The 22,230-nt window shown below is 64.2% G+C and carries 28 protein-coding genes and 1 pseudogene; 25 read left to right on the top strand and 4 right to left on the bottom strand.

Annotated features, from left to right (window positions below; all coding sequences use genetic code 11):
• Nucleotide 1: 1 nt before the first annotated feature.
• The 11 genes and pseudogenes from J2D77_RS13675 to J2D77_RS13725 form a co-directional block, all read left to right on the top strand.
• Nucleotides 2-382, top strand: a complete 381-nt coding sequence (locus J2D77_RS13675; protein WP_207846889.1) for a DUF6876 family protein — start codon at nt 2-4, stop codon at nt 380-382.
• 27 nt (nt 383-409) lie between these two features.
• Nucleotides 410-1,027: a hypothetical protein gene (locus J2D77_RS13680; protein WP_207846890.1), complete on the top strand. Its 618-nt coding sequence runs from the start codon at nt 410-412 to the stop codon at nt 1,025-1,027.
• A 154-nt stretch (nt 1,028-1,181) separates the two neighbouring features.
• Nucleotides 1,182-1,586, top strand: coding sequence for a hypothetical protein (locus tag J2D77_RS13685; RefSeq protein WP_207846891.1), 405 nt, complete (start codon nt 1,182-1,184; stop codon nt 1,584-1,586).
• Nucleotides 1,583-1,870 (top strand): DUF5983 family protein, encoded by a 288-nt coding sequence (locus tag J2D77_RS13690; RefSeq protein ID WP_207846892.1) that lies wholly within the window; start codon nt 1,583-1,585, stop codon nt 1,868-1,870. The genes J2D77_RS13685 and J2D77_RS13690 overlap by 4 nt, the downstream gene beginning before the upstream one ends.
• An 83-nt stretch (nt 1,871-1,953) precedes the next feature.
• Nucleotides 1,954-2,448 carry a hypothetical protein gene (locus J2D77_RS13695; RefSeq protein ID WP_207846893.1) on the top strand — a complete coding sequence of 165 codons (495 nt, stop codon included), beginning with the start codon at nt 1,954-1,956 and terminating at the stop codon, nt 2,446-2,448.
• Nucleotides 2,449-2,726: 278 nt separating this feature from the next.
• The gene (locus tag J2D77_RS13700; protein ID WP_207846894.1) at nt 2,727-3,038 is read left to right on the top strand and encodes a hypothetical protein; all 312 of its coding nucleotides are present in this window, start codon (nt 2,727-2,729) and stop codon (nt 3,036-3,038) included.
• A gap of 11 nt (nt 3,039-3,049) precedes the next feature.
• Nucleotides 3,050-3,232, top strand: coding sequence for a hypothetical protein (locus J2D77_RS13705; protein ID WP_207846895.1), 183 nt, complete (start codon nt 3,050-3,052; stop codon nt 3,230-3,232).
• A 131-nt stretch (nt 3,233-3,363) separates the two neighbouring features.
• Entirely contained in the window at nt 3,364-3,603 is a 240-nt protein-coding gene (locus tag J2D77_RS13710; RefSeq protein WP_207846896.1) for a hypothetical protein, read from the top strand.
• Nucleotides 3,604-3,613: 10 nt separating this feature from the next.
• Nucleotides 3,614-4,522 carry a DNA/RNA non-specific endonuclease gene (locus J2D77_RS13715; protein ID WP_230975821.1) on the top strand — a complete coding sequence of 303 codons (909 nt, stop codon included), beginning with the start codon at nt 3,614-3,616 and terminating at the stop codon, nt 4,520-4,522.
• Between the two features lie 4 nt (nt 4,523-4,526).
• Nucleotides 4,527-4,778, top strand: a complete 252-nt coding sequence (locus tag J2D77_RS13720; protein ID WP_207846897.1) for a hypothetical protein — start codon at nt 4,527-4,529, stop codon at nt 4,776-4,778.
• Between the two features lie 69 nt (nt 4,779-4,847).
• A pseudogene (locus tag J2D77_RS13725) lies at nt 4,848-5,114 on the top strand (HU family DNA-binding protein); the annotation flags it as partial.
• A gap of 88 nt (nt 5,115-5,202) precedes the next feature.
• Here J2D77_RS13725 and J2D77_RS13730 read toward each other — a convergent pair.
• Nucleotides 5,203-5,466 (bottom strand): WGR domain-containing protein, encoded by a 264-nt coding sequence (locus tag J2D77_RS13730; protein ID WP_207846899.1) that lies wholly within the window; start codon nt 5,464-5,466, stop codon nt 5,203-5,205.
• A gap of 428 nt (nt 5,467-5,894) precedes the next feature.
• On the opposite strand from J2D77_RS13730, the gene J2D77_RS13735 reads away from it, so the two are divergent.
• From J2D77_RS13735 to J2D77_RS13775, 9 genes are all read left to right on the top strand, one after another.
• Nucleotides 5,895-6,881 (top strand): DUF3991 and TOPRIM domain-containing protein, encoded by a 987-nt coding sequence (locus J2D77_RS13735; RefSeq protein ID WP_331000121.1) that lies wholly within the window; start codon nt 5,895-5,897, stop codon nt 6,879-6,881.
• Nucleotides 6,882-6,898: 17 nt separating this feature from the next.
• Nucleotides 6,899-7,600: a hypothetical protein gene (locus J2D77_RS13740; protein ID WP_207846900.1), complete on the top strand. Its 702-nt coding sequence runs from the start codon at nt 6,899-6,901 to the stop codon at nt 7,598-7,600.
• Entirely contained in the window at nt 7,575-9,611 is a 2,037-nt protein-coding gene (locus J2D77_RS13745) for an ATP-dependent helicase (protein WP_207846901.1), read from the top strand. Before J2D77_RS13740 ends, J2D77_RS13745 begins: the two co-directional genes overlap by 26 nt.
• 82 nt (nt 9,612-9,693) lie before the next feature.
• A complete protein-coding gene (locus J2D77_RS13750) occupies nt 9,694-10,341 on the top strand; it encodes an HD-GYP domain-containing protein (RefSeq protein ID WP_207846902.1) in 648 nt (215 codons plus the stop codon).
• Nucleotides 10,342-10,375: 34 nt separating this feature from the next.
• Nucleotides 10,376-10,912 carry a winged helix-turn-helix domain-containing protein gene (locus J2D77_RS13755; protein WP_207846903.1) on the top strand — a complete coding sequence of 179 codons (537 nt, stop codon included), beginning with the start codon at nt 10,376-10,378 and terminating at the stop codon, nt 10,910-10,912.
• Nucleotides 10,905-12,248: a DUF1173 family protein gene (locus tag J2D77_RS13760; RefSeq protein ID WP_207846904.1), complete on the top strand. Its 1,344-nt coding sequence runs from the start codon at nt 10,905-10,907 to the stop codon at nt 12,246-12,248. Before J2D77_RS13755 ends, J2D77_RS13760 begins: the two co-directional genes overlap by 8 nt.
• A 554-nt stretch (nt 12,249-12,802) precedes the next feature.
• On the top strand, nt 12,803-13,081 hold the full coding sequence (locus J2D77_RS13765) for a DUF2312 domain-containing protein (protein WP_207846905.1): 279 nt from the start codon (nt 12,803-12,805) through the stop codon (nt 13,079-13,081).
• A gap of 2 nt (nt 13,082-13,083) precedes the next feature.
• A complete protein-coding gene (locus tag J2D77_RS13770) occupies nt 13,084-13,260 on the top strand; it encodes a hypothetical protein (RefSeq protein WP_207846906.1) in 177 nt (58 codons plus the stop codon).
• 249 nt (nt 13,261-13,509) lie between these two features.
• Nucleotides 13,510-14,442 carry an ArdC family protein gene (locus tag J2D77_RS13775; RefSeq protein WP_207846907.1) on the top strand — a complete coding sequence of 311 codons (933 nt, stop codon included), beginning with the start codon at nt 13,510-13,512 and terminating at the stop codon, nt 14,440-14,442.
• Here the strand turns inward: J2D77_RS13775 and J2D77_RS13780 are convergent.
• Nucleotides 14,382-14,762: a hypothetical protein gene (locus J2D77_RS13780; RefSeq protein WP_207846908.1), complete on the bottom strand. Its 381-nt coding sequence runs from the start codon at nt 14,760-14,762 to the stop codon at nt 14,382-14,384. The genes J2D77_RS13775 and J2D77_RS13780 overlap by 61 nt on opposite strands.
• Before the next feature lie 182 nt (nt 14,763-14,944).
• On the opposite strand from J2D77_RS13780, the gene J2D77_RS13785 reads away from it, so the two are divergent.
• The 4 genes from J2D77_RS13785 to J2D77_RS17470 all read left to right on the top strand — a co-directional run bounded on the left by J2D77_RS13785 (nt 14,945) and on the right by J2D77_RS17470 (nt 18,932).
• Nucleotides 14,945-15,487 carry a hypothetical protein gene (locus tag J2D77_RS13785; RefSeq protein WP_207846909.1) on the top strand — a complete coding sequence of 181 codons (543 nt, stop codon included), beginning with the start codon at nt 14,945-14,947 and terminating at the stop codon, nt 15,485-15,487.
• Nucleotides 15,477-16,295, top strand: coding sequence for a hypothetical protein (locus J2D77_RS13790; RefSeq protein WP_207846910.1), 819 nt, complete (start codon nt 15,477-15,479; stop codon nt 16,293-16,295). Before J2D77_RS13785 ends, J2D77_RS13790 begins: the two co-directional genes overlap by 11 nt.
• Before the next feature lie 1,477 nt (nt 16,296-17,772).
• Nucleotides 17,773-18,465 carry a hypothetical protein gene (locus J2D77_RS13795; RefSeq protein ID WP_207846911.1) on the top strand — a complete coding sequence of 231 codons (693 nt, stop codon included), beginning with the start codon at nt 17,773-17,775 and terminating at the stop codon, nt 18,463-18,465.
• Nucleotides 18,466-18,800: 335 nt separating this feature from the next.
• Nucleotides 18,801-18,932, top strand: a complete 132-nt coding sequence (locus tag J2D77_RS17470; RefSeq protein ID WP_269142563.1) for a hypothetical protein — start codon at nt 18,801-18,803, stop codon at nt 18,930-18,932.
• A gap of 185 nt (nt 18,933-19,117) precedes the next feature.
• Here the strand turns inward: J2D77_RS17470 and J2D77_RS13800 are convergent, their stop codons facing one another.
• Nucleotides 19,118-19,276 (bottom strand): hypothetical protein, encoded by a 159-nt coding sequence (locus J2D77_RS13800; RefSeq protein WP_207846912.1) that lies wholly within the window; start codon nt 19,274-19,276, stop codon nt 19,118-19,120.
• Nucleotides 19,277-20,063: 787 nt separating this feature from the next.
• On the opposite strand from J2D77_RS13800, the gene ssb reads away from it, so the two are divergent.
• Entirely contained in the window at nt 20,064-20,531 is a 468-nt protein-coding gene (gene ssb / locus J2D77_RS13805) for a single-stranded DNA-binding protein (protein ID WP_207846913.1), read from the top strand.
• Nucleotides 20,532-20,627: 96 nt separating this feature from the next.
• On the opposite strand, the gene J2D77_RS13810 is transcribed toward ssb, so the two are convergent.
• On the bottom strand, nt 20,628-22,139 hold the full coding sequence (locus J2D77_RS13810; protein WP_207846914.1) for a methyl-accepting chemotaxis protein: 1,512 nt from the start codon (nt 22,137-22,139) through the stop codon (nt 20,628-20,630).
• Between the last annotated feature and the right edge of the window lie 91 nt (nt 22,140-22,230).

Consider the following 22,230-nt stretch of genomic DNA (forward strand, 5'->3'; position numbering starts at 1 on the left):
GATGTCGGAAACACTTGACACCATTACGCCGGGCACTCTGGCGGGCTTTATCGGCACGACACGTTATTATCGCTACTTGATGGGGCTCCTTCTGACGGACGGTACCCATTATCTGGCGTCGCATGGCGCGGGCTGGCTGCTGGATATCGTGGCCAGCGCACGGCTGGTGCCCGAAGTGCGGCGTGTACCCTTCGAGTTCTGGACCCTGCGTGTGGACAAGGACATCCGCAGGGCAATGACGGACGCCCGGCCGCGTAAGAAAGCAGGGCAGAAAAAACCACAAGCAATCCAGCAAAAGGCCCGCTGCCACGTCTGGCGGGCCGCCACCAGAGGCTTCGCTCTGGCCCCGGCCCGCCAGACGTGGCCGACGCGGAAGGGTTGAAAGCACAGAAAACAAAGGACGCCAGCCATGGCCCATCTGATTCTTCAGGCATGTCTCGCAACCCGCATGCATACGCGTGACGGCAGCTACACAATTACCGAACTCATGAGCGACTGGTATCCAGGGCAGGAAATCATCGCCACCCGCCTCGATCAGATCGCCGGCGAGGTGGCGCAGTATGGTGCGCGTGTCGCGGCGGAGCGGCCACACCAGAGCTTTGCCATCGTGATCACCGTGCCGCGTGGCCAGCGCAGGCCCGCGGGGTTCGATGCCGCTTACCGGTCTGGCAAACTCGGCACCGATACCTGGCTGCGTGAGATCATTCGCAAGCCTGAGCCCTGTGCTGATGATTACGGCGTGGCGTCGTGGGGTACGAAGACGACGCCCTTCCAGTTTGATGGCTGCGCACCGCTCTGGCCCGAGGTGACGCCCGATCCATTCACGGATCCTGCCGATGGCTGTATGGGGCTGCATGGCTGGCTCCGGGCCACCGATGCCCGCGTGCGGAAACTGCGCCCTGCTGTGGCCAGCGTTCTGGAGGTCGCATCCCTTGAGGCCCTGCGCGCGGCTTACGCCGAACGCCGCCATCCGATGATCACAGCGCAGGACGCCTTGCGCGCGTCACCGCAGGAGATTGCGGCCTGACGCCGGGCCGGGGCCTCCTGCCCAATGCAGCCCGCAGGGGAATGGCTGCACCCACCAGGAAACCGCAGGCCGCCAAGAGAGGCGGCCCGGTCATGTCTGATCCCAGAGACGACGAGAACGCCACGTGCGCTGGCGAGACCATGAGGTTTGTGACATGCCCAGATACAAGGTCACGCTTATCGAGCGTGTGATAGAAGCCGATGACACCACCTTCGAAATCGAAGCGGCCTCCCCAGCAGACGCGGCCTATGTGGCCCTCGCTGCGGTCCCTGACGACACCGATGCGGACGGCGCACGTTGCATCGTTCTCCCCGATGGCCAGGCAGGCAGCCTGGAGCCGCGCGAGGTGACGCATAGCGAGGTTACTGCCGAAGTCCGCGCCATCGCTGATGATACGCCCCTTGGCGTGTTTGGATACTCGCTCATCTTCGATCCCGGCATCGAAGAGACGCATGCGCTGTGCGAGCTACTCGAGCGCGCAATTTTGGACACAGCGTATCCAGAATGCATTGAGGCCAGCAGACGCCTGCTCGCTTATCTCAGGGCGCAGTGCGCATGAGTGCCGTGCGACAGTTTCTCGACCTGAGTACCGGCCACCTGCCCCGTGCCGATCGTGACCGGCTTGCGGTATGGGCATCCTCCAGGATCATGCCTTTTGGCATCATGCCCGGGCCGTTCGGCTGGTTCATGCATGTTCCAGAAAACGCGATCGTCCCTGAGTGGGAGGGGACGGACGCGTTGCCCCGGATTTTCGCGCATGCGCGCGCCCAGGCCTGCGATTATGTCCTGCTCGATGCCGATGGCCCTCGCGACGACGCGCTGCCCTGGTTCGACGAGGATTGAGTTCACCCCCTGCGGAGCAGGCTGAAGCCTGCCCCGCAGGGTAAAGACCCCGAAATTTCCCCATATCTTCAGGAGAGAGCGACATGTTCGCCACCATCGCATGCGCGCGCCTGCGGCGTCCCGGCCTCGATGCGCGCGGGCTCACGCCCACGCAGTTCTCGAGTGCCGAGGAGAAAGCCCGGATGGGCGATGCCATTCTGTCTTTTATCGCACGCGGCATGCCGCAGACAGGGTTTTCAAAAGCCCTCTACACGCGTGTGTCCTCCATGTGGGGCTTTATCGCCTGCTACAACCGCGACGGCTTCTGGGGGCGACATCTGGCGAGCACGGCAGGGCGCGTCGGCTTCCTCGAACAGATCGCGCGCTATCCCTGTTTCGGCCAGGCCGCGTTCACCTGGTGCGACGTCGAGCGCGAGATCGCGACCCGTATCCGCGAACACAGCCTGCTGGAGGCGTATCGCGACGCCTGCGCGCGCGAACGCGAAGGGAACGAGCGCCGTCAGCTCGCCGCCCTGCTCGCGCGGTATGGATCTGACGGGGCGGCACAGCCGGAGGCCGCACAACTGGGGCTGTTCTGACGAACAGCCTGGCGGCTGCGGCTTTCGCCCCATCCGCCACGGGAGCCCGGCAGGCTCCCTGCCCAATGCAGCGTGAACGGCCTGCTGCAAGGTGGAGAAGGAAAAAGGAGAAAGGGAAAAACAAAAAGACAAAGAAAAACACAGGAAGAGAACCGCTCTCATGGGGGTGTGGGCGTGTCCAGGGGGTGTCGCAGGCTCCCGGCGCAAAGCGCCGCCCTGGACACGCCCACACCCCCATGAGGCTGCGAAAGGGTCAAAAAACCCAAGGAGAAGCAGCCATGACAGAGCGCAGGATCAACCTCCCCCACACCCGGCGCAACCGTGCCCCCATAGCCGATGGCGCGATGCCTTTCGGCGAACTGCCAGTCGGAGCCCATTTCCGGTTTGCGGCCTCCCCGAAAGGGAGCGTCCATCGCAAGGTCGACCGGGGCCAGTACCGCATTGCAGGCCTGCCTGAGCTGTTCAGGCTGGGTCGCAACACACTGGTCGTTCCCGCAACCGATCGGGATGTCGCATCCGGGGAAAGCTACACGCATCTGCGGCGGAGCAGCCGGACTGGCCAACGTGCCGCACAGCGCGAGCAGGACTGAGGGACGGCCAGATGAACAAATTCCTCAGATCCCAGAACTTCCGCGACGTGCTCGACATCGCGGGCCTGCTCGTCGGCACGATCTGCGTGGCTGGAGCCGTGCTCTGCCTGTTTGTCGCGCCCGACATTCTTGCCGCCATCGCGGATGACCACCCGGTCGCCATGGCCCGCCAGCATCTGCTGGCCGGTCGCTAGCCCCCCTCTGTTTCACCTCATCCTGCTCGCGGTCACAAACCTTGCGGGCAGGATGATCATACCCGTCGCGTTCCGAGTGCGCGGGTGCGATCTCACGCCGCCAGCGGCGTGCCAACCGGAAAGGATGTTCTATGTCCGCCACCGCTCCCCTGCGTCCGCTTACGATCCCGCGTGGCGCCCGACACGCCCTTTTCCATCTCAGCGAGGGTGCCCGCATGAGGTTGGCCCGAAACCTGCTTGACGAAAAAAGCTGCCTGGAGGACGAAGCGTCCTGTGCGACATTGTCCTCGACCACGCGCGCGACATTCCGGCGGCGTGCCTGCAGGGCGGGCCGCAGGGCGCGGCTCCTGCTTCTTGACGTGCCCGCTTGAGGAAAGTGCCATGACCGTCAAAACACGCACATCCTTCCGGTGGCCTGGCGCCATGGGCATGACGCTCATGCTCATGGGGCTTCTTCTGGGCGGTCCCGCACACGGGGACACACCTGGCCCGGAGTGTGGCCAGTTCGGGCCGGGTGGTGAACTGCCTCGTCTGGTTGACGCGAAGCTTCAGCCCCGGACCACGCTCCTTTGCAACGCGGGATATGCCTCGCTCAATTCCGGGCTGGTGCATGAGCCCCTCTGGTCGGCCGAGCATCTGACGGACGAAGACGTTGACGCGGCGGCCGGCATCGGGCGTGTCACGACCCGCTTTCATGCGGATGAGCGTCTGGCGGATGGCGATGGCAGCACGCTGGCCGATTACCGGCACTCGGGATATGACCGTGGCCATATGACCCCAAGCGGGGACATGCCGAGTGTTTCGGCCCAGGAGCAGACATACTCGCTGGCCAATGTCGTGCCGCAGACCGCAGCCCTCAATGAAGGGGTCTGGACGGGTGTGGAGATGGCCGTGCGCGATCTCGCCCGTCGGGATGGCGAGGTCTACGTTGTCACCGGTCCGGCGTTCCACGGCAGCACGCGAGGGATCGGCAATGGGGTTCTGGTCCCGACCTCGACCTGGAAAGCGATCTACGATCCACAGCAACAGGGCACGGGGGTCTATGTCTGCAAGAACCTGGACCGGCCGAGCTGTGCGATGGTCAGTGTCGCGACCCTGATCCGGGTTGTGGGCATCGACCCGTTTCCCGCATTATCTGATGACCTGAAGGCCACGGCCATGGACCTGCCACATCCGCAGACCAGCCCCTATCACCCCAGGCGCACCACGGAAGGTGATGCCGATCAGACAACACGGCGGTTGTTGCGTGCGGGTGCGCGCCGTCTCGCCCACATGTTCGAGGAGGACTGAGATCATGCCCTTTGCCCCTTTTACCGACGATGGTCTGAGCGAAAGTCTCGATGGCCTCACACTTGAAAACGGTGCCGACAGCATCGCGCTGTATGGCCAGATCGCCTTTCGCAAGGACCAGGCCGGGCTGAGTGCTGCGCGTCAGCTCATGCAGCGGATGGCGTCCATCGTGGAAGCCCTGGAGAAAATCCCCGATCTGCCCGCAAAGAGCACGCTTGCGGAAAACACTCACCCCATGGCCAATCCTTTCGCGTAGGATCGGCATGTCGCAGTCACTGGGAGCAGCCTGGAGCGCAGGCGGATTTCGCAATTTCAGGATGGTATTATGAGCAAGGCTTTTATTGCAGCTGTTCTTCAGGATTCACTGGGCTGTACTGGTGTCGCGGCCGCCAGGGCGGCCGATGACGTGATCGCCGGCATCGTGGGAGAGATCCAGCGGGATGGTCTGTTCACTCTCCCGGGGTTCGGTCGCTTTACCCGGGCGGAGCGTCCGGCGGCGCAGAAGCTCAACCCGCGCACGCAGGAGCCTGTTCAGGTGGCAGCCAGCCGGACGGTGCGCTTCAAAGCGTCTCCCGTGCTGCGCGAGCTGGTGGATGAGAAGCCCGCAAAGGCGCAAGCCATTGTGAAGACACCTGAGCGGAAGGGTGCCGGACGGGGCGGGAACTCTGGCGGGAAACCTGTTAGTCGCGCGGCTGCCCGACGGGCTGATAGCCGCGCCTGAGACGACGCCGGACAAGGGCTGCCAGCGCATTGGCGGCGGCCCCTTCATCGGCGTGCAGGTCGAGCTGTATACGGCCGGGTCTTCCGATCCGGCCCCAGCGGCGCACGAGTGCGGCACCCCCGAACAGGTCGGGCTGGATGCTCATGGCATAATAGCGCCACTCGTTCCTGTCAGGTCTGATCCGGTGCAGGCGCGCACTGATCGGGAAGAGCATCATCTGCATTACAGTCTCCACGGCGGATTGTGGATGCTATTACTACAGACAGGGCATCTGTACCAGAGTTTCCTTTGAGGGATACGGCGTGAGCAGGGCGGGCTGCTGTGGCGGCTCCATCAGACGCCTTCGGCGGCCTACGGCTGGCGCGTCACACGCGCCCTCTGATGCTGGCAATCCCCTGTGCCGGGACCGTGGCCTTTTCTGCTCAGGAGGCGAAGAGGGTATGGGGACGACCGAAGCTCCCGTGGGAGACCGGCAGACGCGTGAGGGCGGGCGCTGCGTGCAGTAATCGCAGGACAGAATTGCAGTAAAACGTGAAACTATTAGAGATAATAACGTTGTTTCGTCATTTATTTCTTGGTTTCTGTCCCGTTTCGTGCTAATAATGAACCTGTTCCAGGATACTATGACGACGCGCGGATCTCTCCGCAGCAGTGAGGATTTTCGTGATGGCCTATCAGCGTTTCGAACTGTCCGAGGGTGACCGCCAGGCAATCTTGTCGGGCGTGTCCTGTGCCGCGTTACTCGAAGATAACGGCTACCTGCTGGTTGCGGAGAAAAGCACCCGCCATTGCCTCAAGTATCGCAAGAACGATGATATCCTGATCGTCACCCATCATGACCGGGGATGGTGGGATGCCCAGACACCCAAGGGTGTGCCTGGTGCGAGTGGCGATGTCTTCGCGCTGGCCCGTCGTCTCGATCCTGAGATGACCTGGCGTGAAGTCTGCACCCATCTCGGGGCAAAGGTCGGTGTAGAACCCAAGGGTGCGAAATATGTTAAGGAACGGGCTCCGCGCGCAGACGAGCGTCCGCCTGCCGAACGCTGGGCAGATCGCAAGCTTCCCCGTCGTGGTGGCAAGGTCTGGACCTATCTCACGGGCGAGCGGTGTCTCCCGGACTGGGTGGTGCGTCGCGCCATCACCACAGGCTGCATCCGCGACGGATACCATGCGGCATGGTTTGCACATCGCGACGCGCAGGGTCAGGTCTGCGGCGCCGAGCTGCGTGGCCCTGAAACCCATATGTGCCTCGGTGGCAGCATCAAGACGCTCTTCCGCTTCCGTCCGGGAAGTGGAACTGAGGTGCGCCGCCTGGTGGTGGCGGAAGCGGCCATCGATGCGCTGTCCTTCGCGGCCCTCGACAGGGAACGCACGCCAGACACGGACTATGTGTCAACCGCAGGTGGGATGGGGCCGGAGACCGTGGCGACCCTGAAGGTGGAACTCGCTAAAATGCGCGATCTGCCCAACTCCCTTCTGGTCGTAGCAACCGATGACGACGATGCAGGCAACAACTTTGCCGACATGCTCTACGTCCTCGCCGATGAGGCTGGTGTCGCGTTCACGCGGCGCCTGCCACCCGATCGGGCCAAGGATTTCAACCAGACACTGAAGAACCTGGCGGCCCAGGCCGCCTGAACAGATGGATAAACACCGTGACTGATCATGGAAAACAGGCCCCGGAGGACCGGGTGGATTACGAACTTTCGCTGCTGACCAATCTGGGGGAAGCCATGGATACCCTGCGGCGCGCGTTCTATGCGCACCCCGAAGCACAGACCTTGCTCAACCGGACACCGGCCCTTGGGCATGAATTGCCCTGGACCCTTGTGCGCTGCGCCGAGCCGTCAGTCTCCGTCACCGGGCTCGTTGTCGGTGGCGAGCATGATGAGGGGGCATGGGACCTGGACGGGGTTTTCACGATCTTTACCTGCGAGCATGTCCCGACCGGCGAATTCCAGACCATCAAGGGGTGGTGCGGTGATGTCTGGGTCCAGGGAAGGTTGCCCGGAACGGGACCGCGGCGTCCGGACGCACGGATCCTTCTGGCAGAGCTTGAGCGCGCCTCCTGCCACTGGGCGTCCAGTTCGCGCCTGAAGGCCAGATGGGCGGAATTTGCCGCCTTTGCGGGCGAGAAAGCCTTTCCGGATGCCTTCGTCGAACTGCGCTTTGCTGACGACTGCTACCGTGGACTGATTGTCGATGGCCGGGTCGACTGCAGTGGTGTGTGGGATTTTAACTCGCTTCTCACGCTGCTTCAGCCGGATGGCGCGCTGGTCAGTCTCGAAGCGGGGCAGGCGGATAGTGTCGCATTGCTTGTAGGAGGCCATCATGCCGATCTCCTCCGTCGAGCCTGACGCGGCCATTGCTGAGCTGACACGTGTGCAACGCGAGGCCGCCTCGCTTGAGGGGCCGGTTGTCGTTCTGGCGGGTGCGGGCACTGGCAAGACGAAGACACTGGTGGCAGGCGTCGTTGACCGGATCGAGCGTCGTGGCATCAGCCCACATCGCATCCTCGCCGTGACCTTCACCAACAAGGCCGCCGAGGAAATGCGGGAGCGTATCGGACGGGCATTGGGGCCTGGACGCACACCTCAGTGGCTGGGGACCTTCCATGCGCATGGACGGCGACAGTTGCGGATCGATCCCGATATTGCGTCCCTCAGGGACGGGTTCGACGTCTGTGACGCCGAGGACAGCCGCCGGATTGTCCGACGCCTCCTGCAGCGTGCGACAGATGAGGGCGCTCTTGACCGTGCGGATGGCGACACCTTTCGCAAGCGTGTAAAATCCGTGACGTCCCGCATCGCGATGTTCAAGGATGATCTGGTAGCCCCTCATGACGCCCAGGCCGCCGTCGAGCGCTTCACCGGTCGCTTCGGGGCGCGTGACGCCGAGGACGTCATGGCATGGCACATGGCCGCAGCCCTCTACCCCGCCTACCAGGCGGCCCTGCGTGAAGCGAACCACGCCGATTTCGGTGATCTCCTGCTCTGGCCGACACTGGCCATGCTGCGCGACGAGGCGTATCGCCGAGACTGGGCCGGGCGCTTCGATGCCGTGCTGGCGGACGAGTTTCAGGACGTCAATCGCCTGCAGTTCCTCTGGCTCCAGCTTCTCAGCCGCGACCACCGCCAGATCTTTGCTGTAGGCGACGATGCGCAGAGCATCTACGGCTGGCGCGGCGCCAATGTCGGCTTCATCCGCAATTTCTCAGCCGAATTCCCGGGCGCCCGGATGGTGGCCCTCGAACAGAATTTTCGCTCCACGGGGCATATTCTCAACGCCGCCAACGCGGTCATCGCCCAGGACACGGGACGTCTGGAGAAGACGCTGTTCACGGCTGAAGGACCGGGAGAGAAGATCGAGGTTCTCGAATTTTCCAGCGGTCAGGATGAGGCACAGGGCCTCGCCCGCGAAATCGGCCGTCGCCAGCTTGAAGGCGTGCGTCTTGAGGACATGGCGATCCTCTACCGCTTCAACTTCATGTCGCGCCTGCTCGAAGAGGAATTGCTGCGCGCGAAGATCCCGTATGAGCTGGTGAACGACACCGCCTTCTGGCAGCGCGCGGTCATCAAGGATGCCCTGGCTCTCCTCCGACTGGCCGATTGTCCCGACGACACCCAGAGCGATGAAGCCTTCCGCCGTGTCGTCAACCAGCCCGCCCGGGGTGTCGGTGCGAAATCGCTGGCGAAGATCGAGCATCGCGCCGAGACGGCCCTGCTCTCGCTGTTTGCCGCGACCGAAGAGCTCTACGCGACAGCGAATAGTCGCACGGCCGAACGGGTCGGAGCCTTCCTGCGGGTGATCCGCGAAGAGCAGCTCTCGGGTGCGACAAATCTGGCCGAACGGATCCGCAGCCTTCTCGATCGCACAGGATATCTCGAGATGCATCGCGCCGCCGGTGAGGAAGGGCGGGCGGCGCTGGAAAACCTCGAAGAGCTCATCACCCTTGCCGGTGACTTCACCTCGATCGAGGATCTGTTCGATCACGCAGCCCTTGGCTCGGCTGCCGTCGGCCAGTCCAGCGCAGGGCGCATCCGGCTTATGACCATCCACGGCTCCAAGGGGCTTGAATACAGTCATGTGTTCCTGATGGGCTGGGAGGACACGCAATTTCCCAGTCTGACCAATCCCGATCAGGACGAGGAACGTCGCCTCGCTTATGTCGCACTGACCCGGGCGCGACGCCGTGCGGCCATTAGCTGGTGCGGCTGGCGCAACGGGCGTGCGGCAGGACCGTCACCGTTCCTCCACGATATTCTGCCCGCCTCCCTGTGTCGCGGCTGGCTGCGTGCCCCGCGCAAGGGGGCACCAGTGCGACACCGCGTCAGCGATGAAGAGGCTCGCGCCTGTTTCGGCTGGTAATCCGAAGTTCGGTGTCGCGGCACTGATCCATTGAAAGCGGCCTGCGCGCGCGGTCACAATCGGCGCGCGCAAACTGTCGGTCATGACAGTACGTATCCCGTCCGTTCGCCAGGCCGCGATGGCGCCAGCAACGGAACCACGCCAGATTTGGGATCTGGCAGATGTGGCCGGCGCCGAGCTTGATGGACACGGCAATCGTGTCGCCAGCATGGCCCCGCTCATTTTCAGTGAGGCGGGGGCGGATGCCCGTCGGCTCGAACTTATCATCCTGGGTGCCCGGCTGCACGACATCGGCAAGCGCCTCATTCCTCCGACAATCCTGCATGCGCCCCGGCGGCTGAGCCCGGCCGAATGGGCGGTCATGAAGCTGCATCCGATTTTCGGCCTGGAGATCGTCTGTCGCCTTGTCCATGCCGTGCCCCAGGATGTCGCGGACTGCCTTCTGCTTCATCACGAGCACTGGGATGGCAGCGGATATCCCGTGGGTCTGTCGGGGGCGACAATTCCCGTGCCGGCCCGGGTCATCGCCATTGCCGATTATATCGACGCCCTGGCGTCGCCCCGGGATTACAAGCCGGCGGTCTCACTGCGTATCGTGCGCGAGATGGTGCTGAACGAGCGCGGTCGGCTCTTCGACCCCCGTCTGACCGATATCACCCTCAGATTATGGGACACGCTGATGCAGGCGCGCCGGAGCGCGGATGGACGTCCCGCGGTCACAACTGACTGATTCATTCTGGTCGGGCACAACCAGGAGAGACCTGATGCCACGTCGACGTACCATTCCGACACCCAAAGTCATCTCATATGAGGCCATGTCCGGACCTCAACGCGATCACGCGATGAAGGCCATCCTGAGCGTCGTGCGCGACGCTCTGCAGCGCGGACCTCACACGGCGCTGGAGCTGCGCGCGGGCGTGCCTCGGGATCTGCTGGGCGCTTTTGCCCCGGTTCTCGAGACAATGATTACGGCTGGTGAAGTCGCAGCCGTAGGCCACAGCGTTTACGTCAAGGTGCCGTGGATGCCGCAGACACGTCGCGTCGAGGGCAATGCGACACGGGATCTGATCCTTGGCACCCTGTCGACGACCATGAAGTCGGGTGCGACGGCCGACGAACTGTCGCATGAGCTGTTCGTGCCCGTCGCCCAGGTGCGCGTCGCCCTGACAGAGCTTGAGAACGCCGGCCTCATTCATGAGACCCATCATGCCGGTCGCTACCGGATGCTCAGCCTGCGCCAGGCCCGGCACGTCCGCCGCGGTGCGGCAGGCCGCTTTTTCGCGGATGTCCGTCATGGGTGACTGGATCACTTTCTCCGATGGCAGTCGCGGACGTCGTTCCTGGGATGGGGATGAGCAGCGGGCCGCGCGCTGGCAGGCCCTTCTGGCCAGTGTTCACGGCGCGGATCGCAGGCCGCACTGCGACTGTCGCCATCAGGGTGCGCCAGTCGAACTTGTCGTGCGTCGCAGCGAGCGGCGTGAAGGCGGACGCGTCGTTCAGGCCTATCACCTCGCGCGCTTTCCAGGGCAGGGAGAGCTCCACGGCGTGAGCTGCCCGTTTCACGAGCGGGATCCACGAGGCAGCGGACGCGATGGCTATACGCAGGGCGTCATCCAGCCCATGGCCGATGGACGCCAGCGTGTCGCCCTCGCCTGCGGGCTGCGACGCCGGGACCAGGCCGCCGAGGCGACAGAGCGGACGGTCGGGGCGGAGAATGGAGCCGGGGGTGGGGGCGTGCGACAGACACGCATGACGCTTCTGGGGCTTCTGCATCTCCTGTGGGAGGAAGCGGGGCTGAGCGCCTGGTCGCCCGGCGTAGGACGCCGGCGCCGCTGGTGGCCGGGTGTGCGACATGAGCTGGAGCGCTGCTCGCGCGAGATCGTGCCGGCGCGGGGACATACGCTCGCGGACTATCTGGCGGTCGTCGGCTATAGGGATGCGGACGCGCCAGCACTGGTCCGGGCGACAGTCGCGCGCTGCGCGGCAGAGTGGCGGGTGTTGTTTATCGGGGCCGTGGACCGGATCGTCCTGCTTCCGGGCAGGCAGGGCGGGGAGTTCGTCTCCGTCCGCTTCGATGGCGCGCAGGATTACGATCTGCGGATCTCGGGCAAAGCGGCCTGGGCAGCCTCCCTGCGGCGTCGCTTTCCCATGGCCATGACGGCCCTGGCACGCGAGCGTGCGGATCGCGACATTCGCGTGATTGGCCTCGTGGCCGCCACGGCCCGTCTGGTCCGGCCGGGCGAGCGACAGATCGTCCAGGCGCGGGCTGACGACATCGCACTGATGGAGGTAGAGCCCGATACGCTGATTCCAGTTGCCAGCAGTCACGAGCTGCGGGTCGCACGCGCACTCTGTGTGGCCAGCAGGTCGTTTATCAAACCTCTGCGCTTCGATGCGCATCGCGACACCGTCCATCCTGATTTCGTGCTGACGGATACGGGTCATCCGCGTGGCACACCGATGGAGGTGTTCGGCCGGACCGACGAGGCCTATGAGGCCCGTCGTGCCGAGAAAGCAGCCTATTATCGTGACGTCTACGGCCAGGACGGCTGGTGGTGCTGGGACGCCGCCAGCGCGCCTGGCGTCATGCCGGCTTTCCCTGCATGGGGCGGACACGGTGAGGCCCGCGATGTCTGAGGGCATGGTTATCCCCAGAATCTGTGGACAAGCCCGTGGAGAAGTGCCGGGTGAGTTTGCGCGGTACGGGGATCGCGGGTTTGGAGGCACGCGGGCCTCGACGCCCCGGCCTGTCTGCGGCCGCGAGATCCAGCTTTGCCTCAGCACTATTGGCTGGGGTTTTCTGCAGGTGGAGCGGCGGTCCGGAATCGATCGGCACCAGATCCGGCGCTGGATCCGGGGAACACCGGCCGACCCGGAGTTTCTCGCATGGCTGCAGGCGCTGCGCGGCCTGCATCAGCGGTATGTGTCTCCCTTCGCACTCACGATCACGGGGCTTGGGAACAGGCCCTCACTGTGTGCCCACGGCGTCGCGCGGGCCTGTCTGGTGATTGGATGGTCCGAGCGGACGCTCGCTGAGCGAGCCGGTGAGCAGCGCACGGCGATGCGTCGCAGGCTTTCCAAGGGCGGTCTCTTATGTCCGCGGACCTCGCGGTGGCTGGACCTTCTCGAAAGCGGGCACAGGGATTATCCACGACCCGAGTATCACGATGTTTCAACAGGGAGTTACCACCATGCTTGACGGCACATTCGAAGACCAGGAAACGGACACCACGGCCGTTGGCGGCATTGCCGCCGACCGGCTGCGCAGCATCATCGAACGCGTCGAGCGGCTTGAAGAAGAGCGCAAGGCCCTGGGGGGCGACATCAAGGATATTTTCACGGAGGCCAAATCGGCCGGCTTTGACGTGAAGGTGATCCGCCAGATCATCCGTATCCGCAAGCAGGAGCCTGCCGAGGTGGAAGAGCAGGAAACGCTGCTCGACATCTATCGCCGCGCCCTGGGTATGTAGCCATGGCGACAGACGAAAAACATCGCACCTGGTGCATCTGGGCACTCGCAGCCACGGCTGCGGTGTCCCTGACGGTCAATGTCCTGGCCTGGACGGCGTACGCCCAGGCCAACGCCTATACGTTCGAGGGCGTATCCCTGTCGGGCTTTCTGGGGCTGGTCGAGCAGGGTCTGCCCTGAAGAGCAGGCGACACTCCAAAAAGAGCAGAAACCCGAAGCAGACCAGAAAAGGATAAAGCTGAAAGAGAGCGTCCTGCCCTGCGGGACAGCCGACACGCCCTTCTGGGGCCGCTGTCGTGCGAGGCAACCTGGCGGAGCCAGGTCGTCCGCTTCGCTCCCGTGCTGCGCATGCCACGCCCGCCACTCGCGGCCCCTTCCGGTTGCGCATCGGCAGCCCCGCAGGGCGGCAGCGCACGTGGAGAAAGAAAAATGGCACGCGACAAGGCAGACACTCAAAACCGCCTGGACATTTACACCGAGGTGACGCAGCGGATCGTCGCTGAAGTCGAAAGCGGTAATATCCCCTGGACGAGGCCCTGGGCCACACGGGGTGTTTCAACCCTGCCACACAACGCCCATACGGGACGGCGCTACAGCGGGATCAACGTTCTGCTTCTCTGGATCGCGGGCATGTCCGCGGGCTATGGAACGGCCGGATGGATGACGTATAGGCAGGCGCAGGAGGCGGGCGGGCATGTCCGCAAGGGCGAGCGTGGCACCCAGGTCGTCATGGCCTCCACCTATGTCCCGAAAAACGAGCAGGACAGGGCGCGTGAGTGCAACGAGGATCCGCGCGCGGTGCCCTTCCTCAAGCGCTTCACGGTATTCAATTGCGATCAGATCGAGGGGATCGCCGATGCCGGGCCTGAGGCGGATCAGACCGTGGCACAGATCGCCAATGCGGATCTCGATGCCTTTGTCGCCGCCACCGGGGTGGATATCCGCTTTGGGGGCGACAAGGCCTATTATGTGCCCTCCCTTGATTACATCCAGTGCCCACCTCCCTCGGCCTTTGCGACACCCGAGGACCTGTTCCGGATCGAGGCGCATGAGATGGCGCATTGGTCAGGAGCTGAACACCGTCTGGCCCGCACGTTTGGCAAGCGCTTTGGCGATGACGCCTACCAGATGGAAGAGCTTGTGGCGGAGATTGCAGCGGCGCAGCTCTGCGCGGTGATGGGTGTTCCGTCCACCACCCGCCATGCTGCTTATATCCAGCACTGGTTGCGCGTTATGAAATCTGACCGGCAGGCCATTTTCATTGCGGCCCGTCATGCTTCGGCGGCCGTGGAGTTCCTGCTTCAGGCCGCGGGTCGCGCCAATGATGATGCGGCGGAGGCCCCTGAGGCGATGGCGGCCTGACGCGCGCGCCAGGCTTTCTGGCCGACAACGCCTGCGGCCATGCCGCAGGCGACAAAGCGGAAGGTTCTGTCCAGCCGCGTCATGAGGCTCACGACGCGGCTCGCGAGATCCGGCCAACTCTGGTGTTCGAGCCAGTACAGGGCCGGGAGAGAAAACCTTGGCCGGTGTGCACCGGCCATGACCGCGACATCGATCAGCAGGCCTGTGAGGCCGAACAGGACGACAAGTGTCGCGAAATACGTGCCGATCCCCCACCACAGGAGCCCCAGACAGAAACGGGCCCGGCGGATGACGCGGCGCGCAGAAACGGAAAAAGACATCAGACCTCTCAAACAGCCAAACACAGGCAGTCTGGCCCAGAGGGTTGTGACCGCCAACAGGACCAATGGTCCCGCACGGGATGGCTCGCCGCCGCAACGGTCCGGCAAGCCCGCGCTGCGCGCGCCGTTGCCCCGGCGATCCACCCATGCAGGCCGGGCGACATCTCAAAGGAGAAAACGAGATGGAAAATCCCTGCCTGTCCCCCGTCCGTGTCTGGCGCGGCCGTGCCAGCGCCCTGCCTGCCAGTCTTTGTCGCGGCGGTGCAAGCCACGCCCTGCTTTCGGTCTCTGTCGCACCGGAGGATACGGTCCAGAGTGTGCGCGCGCGGCTGGTGGACGAGCTGATCCGCGCCACCGCCGGTGCCCAGGCCCGGCCGGAAGACCATCCCGCGCTGTGTCGCCTGTTCGAACCCATGGCCCGGCAGGCCTGCGCTGGCGCGCCATCCGACAGGGCCGATCCGGCTGCCCCGGAGCCACCACTGGCGGCGCAGCCATGGCAGCTTGCCGATGACCCGCAGACTTACGCAGAACGTGCCGGCTGGTGGATTGTCGTCGACGGATCATGGAACCACGAGCTGAGCGATACAGTTCCCTGTCGCGAACAGGCTCAGGCGATTGCCGATCGCCTCAATGCGGCCTATCCCGGGGCCGAGTGGTACCGCCACTGGTTTTGCGTCACGGCACCTCTGCCTGTTCTGGTAACGGAGGCCGGGCATGTCGTGTGAGGATCTGCGGGTGCGCGTGTCCTGCCACGGCCCGGGTCCCGATCGCGCGGCCCTGCGCGATCAGATCCGTCGCGAAATCGGGGACGGTGATCGCTGCCATCTTCCGCCCATGGGCGGATTGTGGACCACACGGAGCGCACTGGGTTTTCAGGCCGAGCAATACCACGAGGATTTCTACCAGCCTCTGCTCACCCGCCTGTCGGCGCGGTTCCGGCACCTGACATTCGAGGTATTCAGTGCGATGTGCTGTGACCACGCCGCGATCGATCCGACGGTGCTGGAGATCTGGCAGGGCGGGGCCTGCCGAGGGCATGGGACTTTCAGTCCGGTCGCCTTTATGGCGGTCCAGTCTGTCCCGCGCCTTCGGCGCTGGCCCGATGCCGGGACACTCTACACGATCGATCCCGGAATCGCCGCACTCTGGCCGCGTCTGCGACCGCCTCCATGGCTGCGCCATGTTGGACGACGTGCCCCCGATATCGGGGCGTGGCGGATCCTCGAAGGCTTCGATGTCGCCTGTCCTGAGCGGCTTTACAATCCCGTCGCCGGGATTGTCCTGATCGCAGGACCACAGGCGTGTCGCGTCATATCCGGCGTGGACGTTTATGGCCGCGTGGCGGGCGAGACAACACGGCCATACGGCGAGATATGTCGGGATTTCCCGGAGCTCGCGCGCTGGTGCGACATGTGGGTCGCCCATAACCGGCGTGCCGCGCGGGCGGGCCGCAGGGCGGCCGCCCGTTATAATCGTCACATCGTGCGCATGCGAGCGCTCTACGGAGAGGACTGGGACGCGATCCCGTTCTGATCGGCCTGTCGGTCGGCGTTTTCCGGGCAGGCCGGCTTCGCCGTCTGGCCCGGACCTGCCTCTGTCGCGCAGCTCTCGCAGGCGATGCCGCGTCTGGTTGCAGCCCAGCCCGGCATCTCACGCCATTTGCTCTCCCAGCCGCACCGGTTGCATTGGAACAGTGCAACCATGCGCATCCCCGGGCTGTAGACACAGCCGTGATCGCCTGTGTCAATCGCGTGTGCAAGCTTCCGCGGGCTTCGCCGCGGCCGCTTCCATCCGAACAGATCGCCCTGTCGCGCCATGTCGCATCCTTTCCTTCTCACGAGCCAAGATCATCCTGCCTGTGAGTTTAGGCGCACGGCTTGTGACCGCAGGAGGCTCCCGTGGAGGTGTTGCCCGCGCAAACCACAGCTTATCCCCAGAGGCCCTATGCGCTATGGGGGCGCGGGCCTCCGGGGATAAGCTGCTCCGCGCTGCGCGCTACGGCACTACGTGCTGGATTGCGTGGACAACCCGGGAGCGTGCTCCTCAAAGCGAAAGTGCCGTGTTCAATGCCCTCGCACGGACTTGCGGCCGGTCGGCCGCAAGTCCGACGACTGGAGCGTTCGGCCGCGGTGAATGAAGCTCTTGCGGGCGGTCCGTTGGAAATGGAACGGTTGGGGTTGGGCTGTGCTGGAGCCAAAAAATGGGCGGGGCACGGCGGCTGCGATCCGTGGGCTGAAATCCGGGGCGGGCGGGGGGAGCTGTGGGGCGTTCCCCCTTCGGGGTCCCGTGACCCGGGCTTCGCCCCGAGCCCCCTGTGGGGTCTCGGCCATACGGCGGATCCCGGTAACGCGGGTGCCGGTGCGGCCTGGTGTTCTGCTGTGATGGGTGCCGGATGGTGGGGGAGGGGAGCGTGACTGCGCCTCAACCCCCTGTCGCGCGGGGCGCGACAGGGGGCACGTTCCGGGGATTGCGGCCGAGCATCCAGCGTTCATCATGACGGGGCCAGGAGCGGGTCGTCCACACTGGCCTGCGGCCCCCGCTGGCGCGGCTGCGCGACCCTCACCGCACCTGGGCTGTCCCGCGTGCATCGCAGGGCTGAGGCCCCGCGCTGCCCGCAGGACAACCGGCTTGTTCAGGACGCTCCGGTGAGGACCACCCGCACCTGTCCCCGTCAGGCCTGATGGCAGGATGTGGCTCAGAAAAACGCCTCCATCCCCTGCACTCTCGTTGCAGTCGCGGGCGCTCGCCGCCCCGCACCCCGGCAGGATATGGTCTAGTAAAACAATCGGTTTTACTTCGTCCTGCAAGCAATAAAAGACGCTGTTCGGATAATAAAGATCGCTTTTATTGGCTGATTTCTGCGGGTTTTGTGTATTTTTCTCTTGCGTCGTTCTTCGGGGCGTACTAATCTTGACTTGTCGGGGCGGGAATGGGTCTCCCCCGAACAGGCGCCCCGGCCGGTGCTACCAACACCAAGCCGGGACTTCGCCAGAAATGAAAGGTACGTTTCATGTCCGACGCAAACACCGCTATGGCTCAGGCTCTCTCCACCGCGCAAGGCACAAAAGCCGCGAACGTCAAAAAGCCCGGCAAACTCTCCCCCAAGCGCGTGCAGCAGTTCCAGCAGACTCAGGCCCGGAGGCAGGTTTCCGCCCCCACCCTTGCCGACGTGCTGCGGCTGACCCCCAATGACGACCAGATCGCAAAAATGGTTCCGGCCTTCGGGCTGGAAAGCGTCGATCCCGACGAACTGACCGGCCTTGGCTCCAACATGCTGCGCGACCAGCACGACGCCCTGCGGCCTGTTCTGGTGTCCCTGATCCGGGGCGAGGAAAACACAACAGCCCTGCGCATGCACCTTGACCGGCTGGTGGATGGTCTCGTGCGCTCCGCCTACGGGTCCGCCAACTTCTACGAAAGCCGCCGTATGATCGCCAAGGATGCGCGCGACCAATGGGCCAACGAAAGCCGTGACGCCGACCGCATGGGCATCGACGGCGGCGAGAACCGCGTGGATGGCCTGCGCCGTATCGCCGCCGAAAACGGCATGAAGGCGTATGCCCTCGCCTGCATCGCAAACGGGGCCTGCTCCGCCTATGCCGAGCTGATCGGCGAGGACTGGAAACCCTATCAGGGGAAGCAGAACAGCCGCACCCTCACGCAGGAAGCCGCCGCGCTGGCCGACGACGCACTCGGTATCTGATACCAGAAGGCCGGGGCTCACGCCCCGGCCTGATACAGACACGGGAAAAAGAATGGACAAACCCCCCTCACACCCCATCCTGCGGGCGTTGCTACCGCCCCCACAGACACCAAAGCATCAGGAAGACAGGCTCAAGGCATTGGCGACGATTTTTCAGACTTTGGCCCTTAGCGCGTGGGGGCTCGGTATTCTAACGCCCCTGATAACAGCTTACACCGCACTCAACCTTTTTCATGCGGGCTTGTCATTTGTGCTGGGGGCTATGCTGGAACTATGTTCTTTGACTCTGCTGGCCTATGTTCCCTATACTATCGACACAAAGGAGGGATCTTGAGATGGATGTTTTTACGCAGTCGCTCCTGTTGATCCTGCTTCCGGCCGCTATTTTTACTCTTGTCGCAGGGCTTTCTATCGGCCCGGTCATGACACGCCTTGCCAAATGGCGGGAGTCCTTGGAGCGCAACTGACGCGCCCACGCCCCACCAACCTGGCGGAAGCCAGGCCGGGGTGAAGATCGACCGGGGCTTCGCCCCGGAAGAGCTTAAGCCGGGGCAGAGCCCCGGTAACGCTTCACGGAAAAAAACTATGCGACGCGCTGTATTCCAACACGCGCCGTGCGCCGTGTTTGCGGTCCTCTCAGCGCCCGTGTCGCTTACCTCAAAAGCGCAATCAACCCCAGCAGCACCAGGAAGCCAACAACCTGCGGCCACAAAAGCGGGCCGGTCTCTTTGCGACGGGGACGCCACCGCGCCGCACGGCGCAGGCGCGCCCGCGCTTCCTCGCGGTAATAGTCTCGATCTTCTATGCCCATCCCATACAATCCTCCTGTTGTCGCACAGGCAGGATACGCCTCGCGATTGTGACCACAGTCCGCACGGGCAGGGGAAGCTATCGGGCGTTCCCCCTTCGGGGTCCCGTGACCCGGGCTGCGCCCCGAGCCCCCTGCGGGGTCTCGGCCATACGGCGGATCCCGGTAACGCGGGTGCCGGTCTGGCCTGGTGCGCTGGTGTGAGGGGTATCGGATGGTGGGGGAGGGGAGCGTGACTGCGCCTCAACCCCCTGTCGCGCGGGGCGCGACAGGGGGCACGTTCCGGGGATTGCGGCCGAGCATCCAGCGTTCATCATGACGGGGCCAGGTGCGGGTCGTCCACACTGGCCTGCGGCCCCCGCTGGCGCGGCTGCGCGACCCTCACCGCACCTGGGCTGTCCCGCGTGCATCGCAGGGCCGAGGCCCCGCGCTGCCCGCAGGACAACCGGTTTGTTCAGGACGCTCCGGTGAGGACCACCCGCACCTGTCCCCGTCAGGCCTGATGGCAGGATGTGGCTCAGAAAAACGCCTCCATCCCCTGCACTCTCGTTGCAGTCGCGGGCGCTCGCCGCCCCGCGCCCCGGCAGGATATGGTCTAGTAAAACAGTCCGCGTTACTTCTGCGAGCAAGCAATAAAAGGCGCTGTTCGGACAATAAATATCGCTTTTAGTGGCTGTTTTCTGCGGTTTTGTGGCGTTTTTCTCTTGCTGTGCTTGTTGGTCTGTACTAATCTGTATTTATCGAGAGCGGTTGAAGATATCCCGCCTCACAGTCAAACAGGAGAAATCACATGGCCGGTAGCGTTAACAAAGTCATCCTCGTGGGCAACCTCGGCAAGGACCCCGAAGTCCGTCATGCTCAGAGCGGGGCGAAGATCGTGTCTTTCCCGCTGGCAACCAGCGACACATGGAATGACCGGGCTTCCGGCGAGCGGCGTGAGCGCACCGAATGGCACCGCGTTGTCGTGTTCAACGAGCGTCTGGCCGATGTGGCCGAACGCTTCCTGCGCAAGGGTCGCAAGGTCTATCTCGAAGGCGCGTTGCAGACCCGCAAATGGACCGATCAGGGCGGGCAGGAACGTTTTACCACCGAAGTGATCATTGACCGTTTCCGGGGCGAGCTGGTGCTGCTCGATAGCGCTGGCAGTGGCGAACGGCAGGACGGTGGCGATTACGCGGCACCGTCGCGGGCGGCCGCTCCCCGAACCGATGCGGGCGGGCAGGTATCCCAGGACCTGGACGACGAAATACCTTTTTGAGCCCGCCAGGCGCTTCCATCGAAAAGGGGCCGTGCCACCAGGTGCGGCCCTTTTCTGTTGCCGGTGGTATGGCATTGCGCGGTTTTGGACACACGCTTAGCGTGCCACGTGCCTTGCGGCTGTCTCTGTTCCAAGCGCGAAGGTTTCGAGCAGGGCGCGGAGTTCATGGGTCTGGTGGACCATCGCCACACTGGCGGTCGAAGTCTGGTCCACCATCGCCGCGTTCTCCCGTGTGCCCTGGTCGATTGTCGCCACCGCTCCATTCACGTCCTGCAGCGCCGCCGCCTGTTCCTGTGCGGCATTGGCGATTGCCTGAAGATGCGCGCCGATTTCCGTCACGTTTTCCACAATCGTGCGCATGCCGCCCGTGGCGTCGTTCATCACCCTCACACCGGCCGCGACATGCTCGCGTGAACCCGCGACAAGATGTCGCACGTCTTTCGACGCGTCGCCCGCCTTGCCCGCAAGATCCCGGATCGCTTCCGCCAGAACCCGGAAACTGGCCCCGGCAGTACCGGCCCGCGCGGCTTCCACCGCCGTATTCAGGGCGAGGATATTGGTCTGAGCCGCAATCGTGTCCATGACCTCGGTGATTTCCCCGATAGCCTGCGAAGACCGCTCGATTTGCTCCATGGCCGTTGTCGCGCGTTCGATCATGTCCGAGAACGTCTCCGCCATCGTCTGGCATCGGCCCACGAAGGCCGAAGCCTCGGAAACCCGCGACGCCGTCGAGGTGACGGTGGCTGAAATCTCTTCGATTGCGGCGGCGGTCCGCTCCACGGATGTCGCCTGGTGCTCGGTCCTGCGCGCCAGCAGCCGCGCGCCACTGTGCAGCTCGCCCGCCTGTGTATCCACCAGCCGGGCCGTCTCGGACGCCGTGTCCAGCGCTTCGCGCAGGGAACCCAGTGCGACATTGAGGTTATCGCGCAGTGGCGCATAGGAGTCTGGGACCGGTGCCACCAGATCACGCGCCAGGTTCCTGCGCGCGACATCCTGGATGATCGCTCCAAACGAGCTGGTGACGATATCCTGCTCATGCTGGATAGCCTGCGCGCGGGCCTGTTCCCGCGCCCGTTCCGCCTCATCCAGATAGACCGAAATCGTCAGGTCCATTTCCAGCAGGACCGCCTTCGCGAGGCTCCCCAGAATGTCGCCCAGTTCCTGGGCGTCGACCTTACCCTTGCGGGACAGCAGGGCAGGGCGGGGCATCAGCTCCGCGACAATGGCGTGGATCAGGTGATCCAGTACCAGAGCATAACCGCCGATATACCAGCGCGGCTCAAGCCCGATCCGGGCATGCACGCTCCCGATCGCGCTGACGCGCGCGGCGTAGGTTTCATCGAAGCGGGCGGTGGAAATATGTCGCCAATGGTCCTGCTGGGCGGCGCTCGCCCGCTGCATCTGTGCGTCGGACGAGAAATAGCGCTGTGTTTCCGGTGTCGCCCGGAGCTGGGAATAGAAGCCTTCAAGGGCGCGGGGCATTTCACGGTCGATCAGCGCCTGAACGGCGCGGATCGCGTCGCATTCGGCTTCGCCGAGCGCCATGAACGCCTGGCGGCGCTGCACACTCGACAGGTCGTGCGCGCTGTCTGCTTGGGTCTGGGGCATCGTCGTCTGTCCTGGCAAAGCCGTCCGGGGTCGGCCTGAAAATTCGGGGGAAGGCGGAAATATGCGTCGCGGCCGCGCAGGCGCGGCCGCA

This window comes from Acetobacter garciniae (genome assembly GCF_017377735.1).
Classification (GTDB): domain Bacteria; phylum Pseudomonadota; class Alphaproteobacteria; order Acetobacterales; family Acetobacteraceae; genus Acetobacter; species Acetobacter garciniae.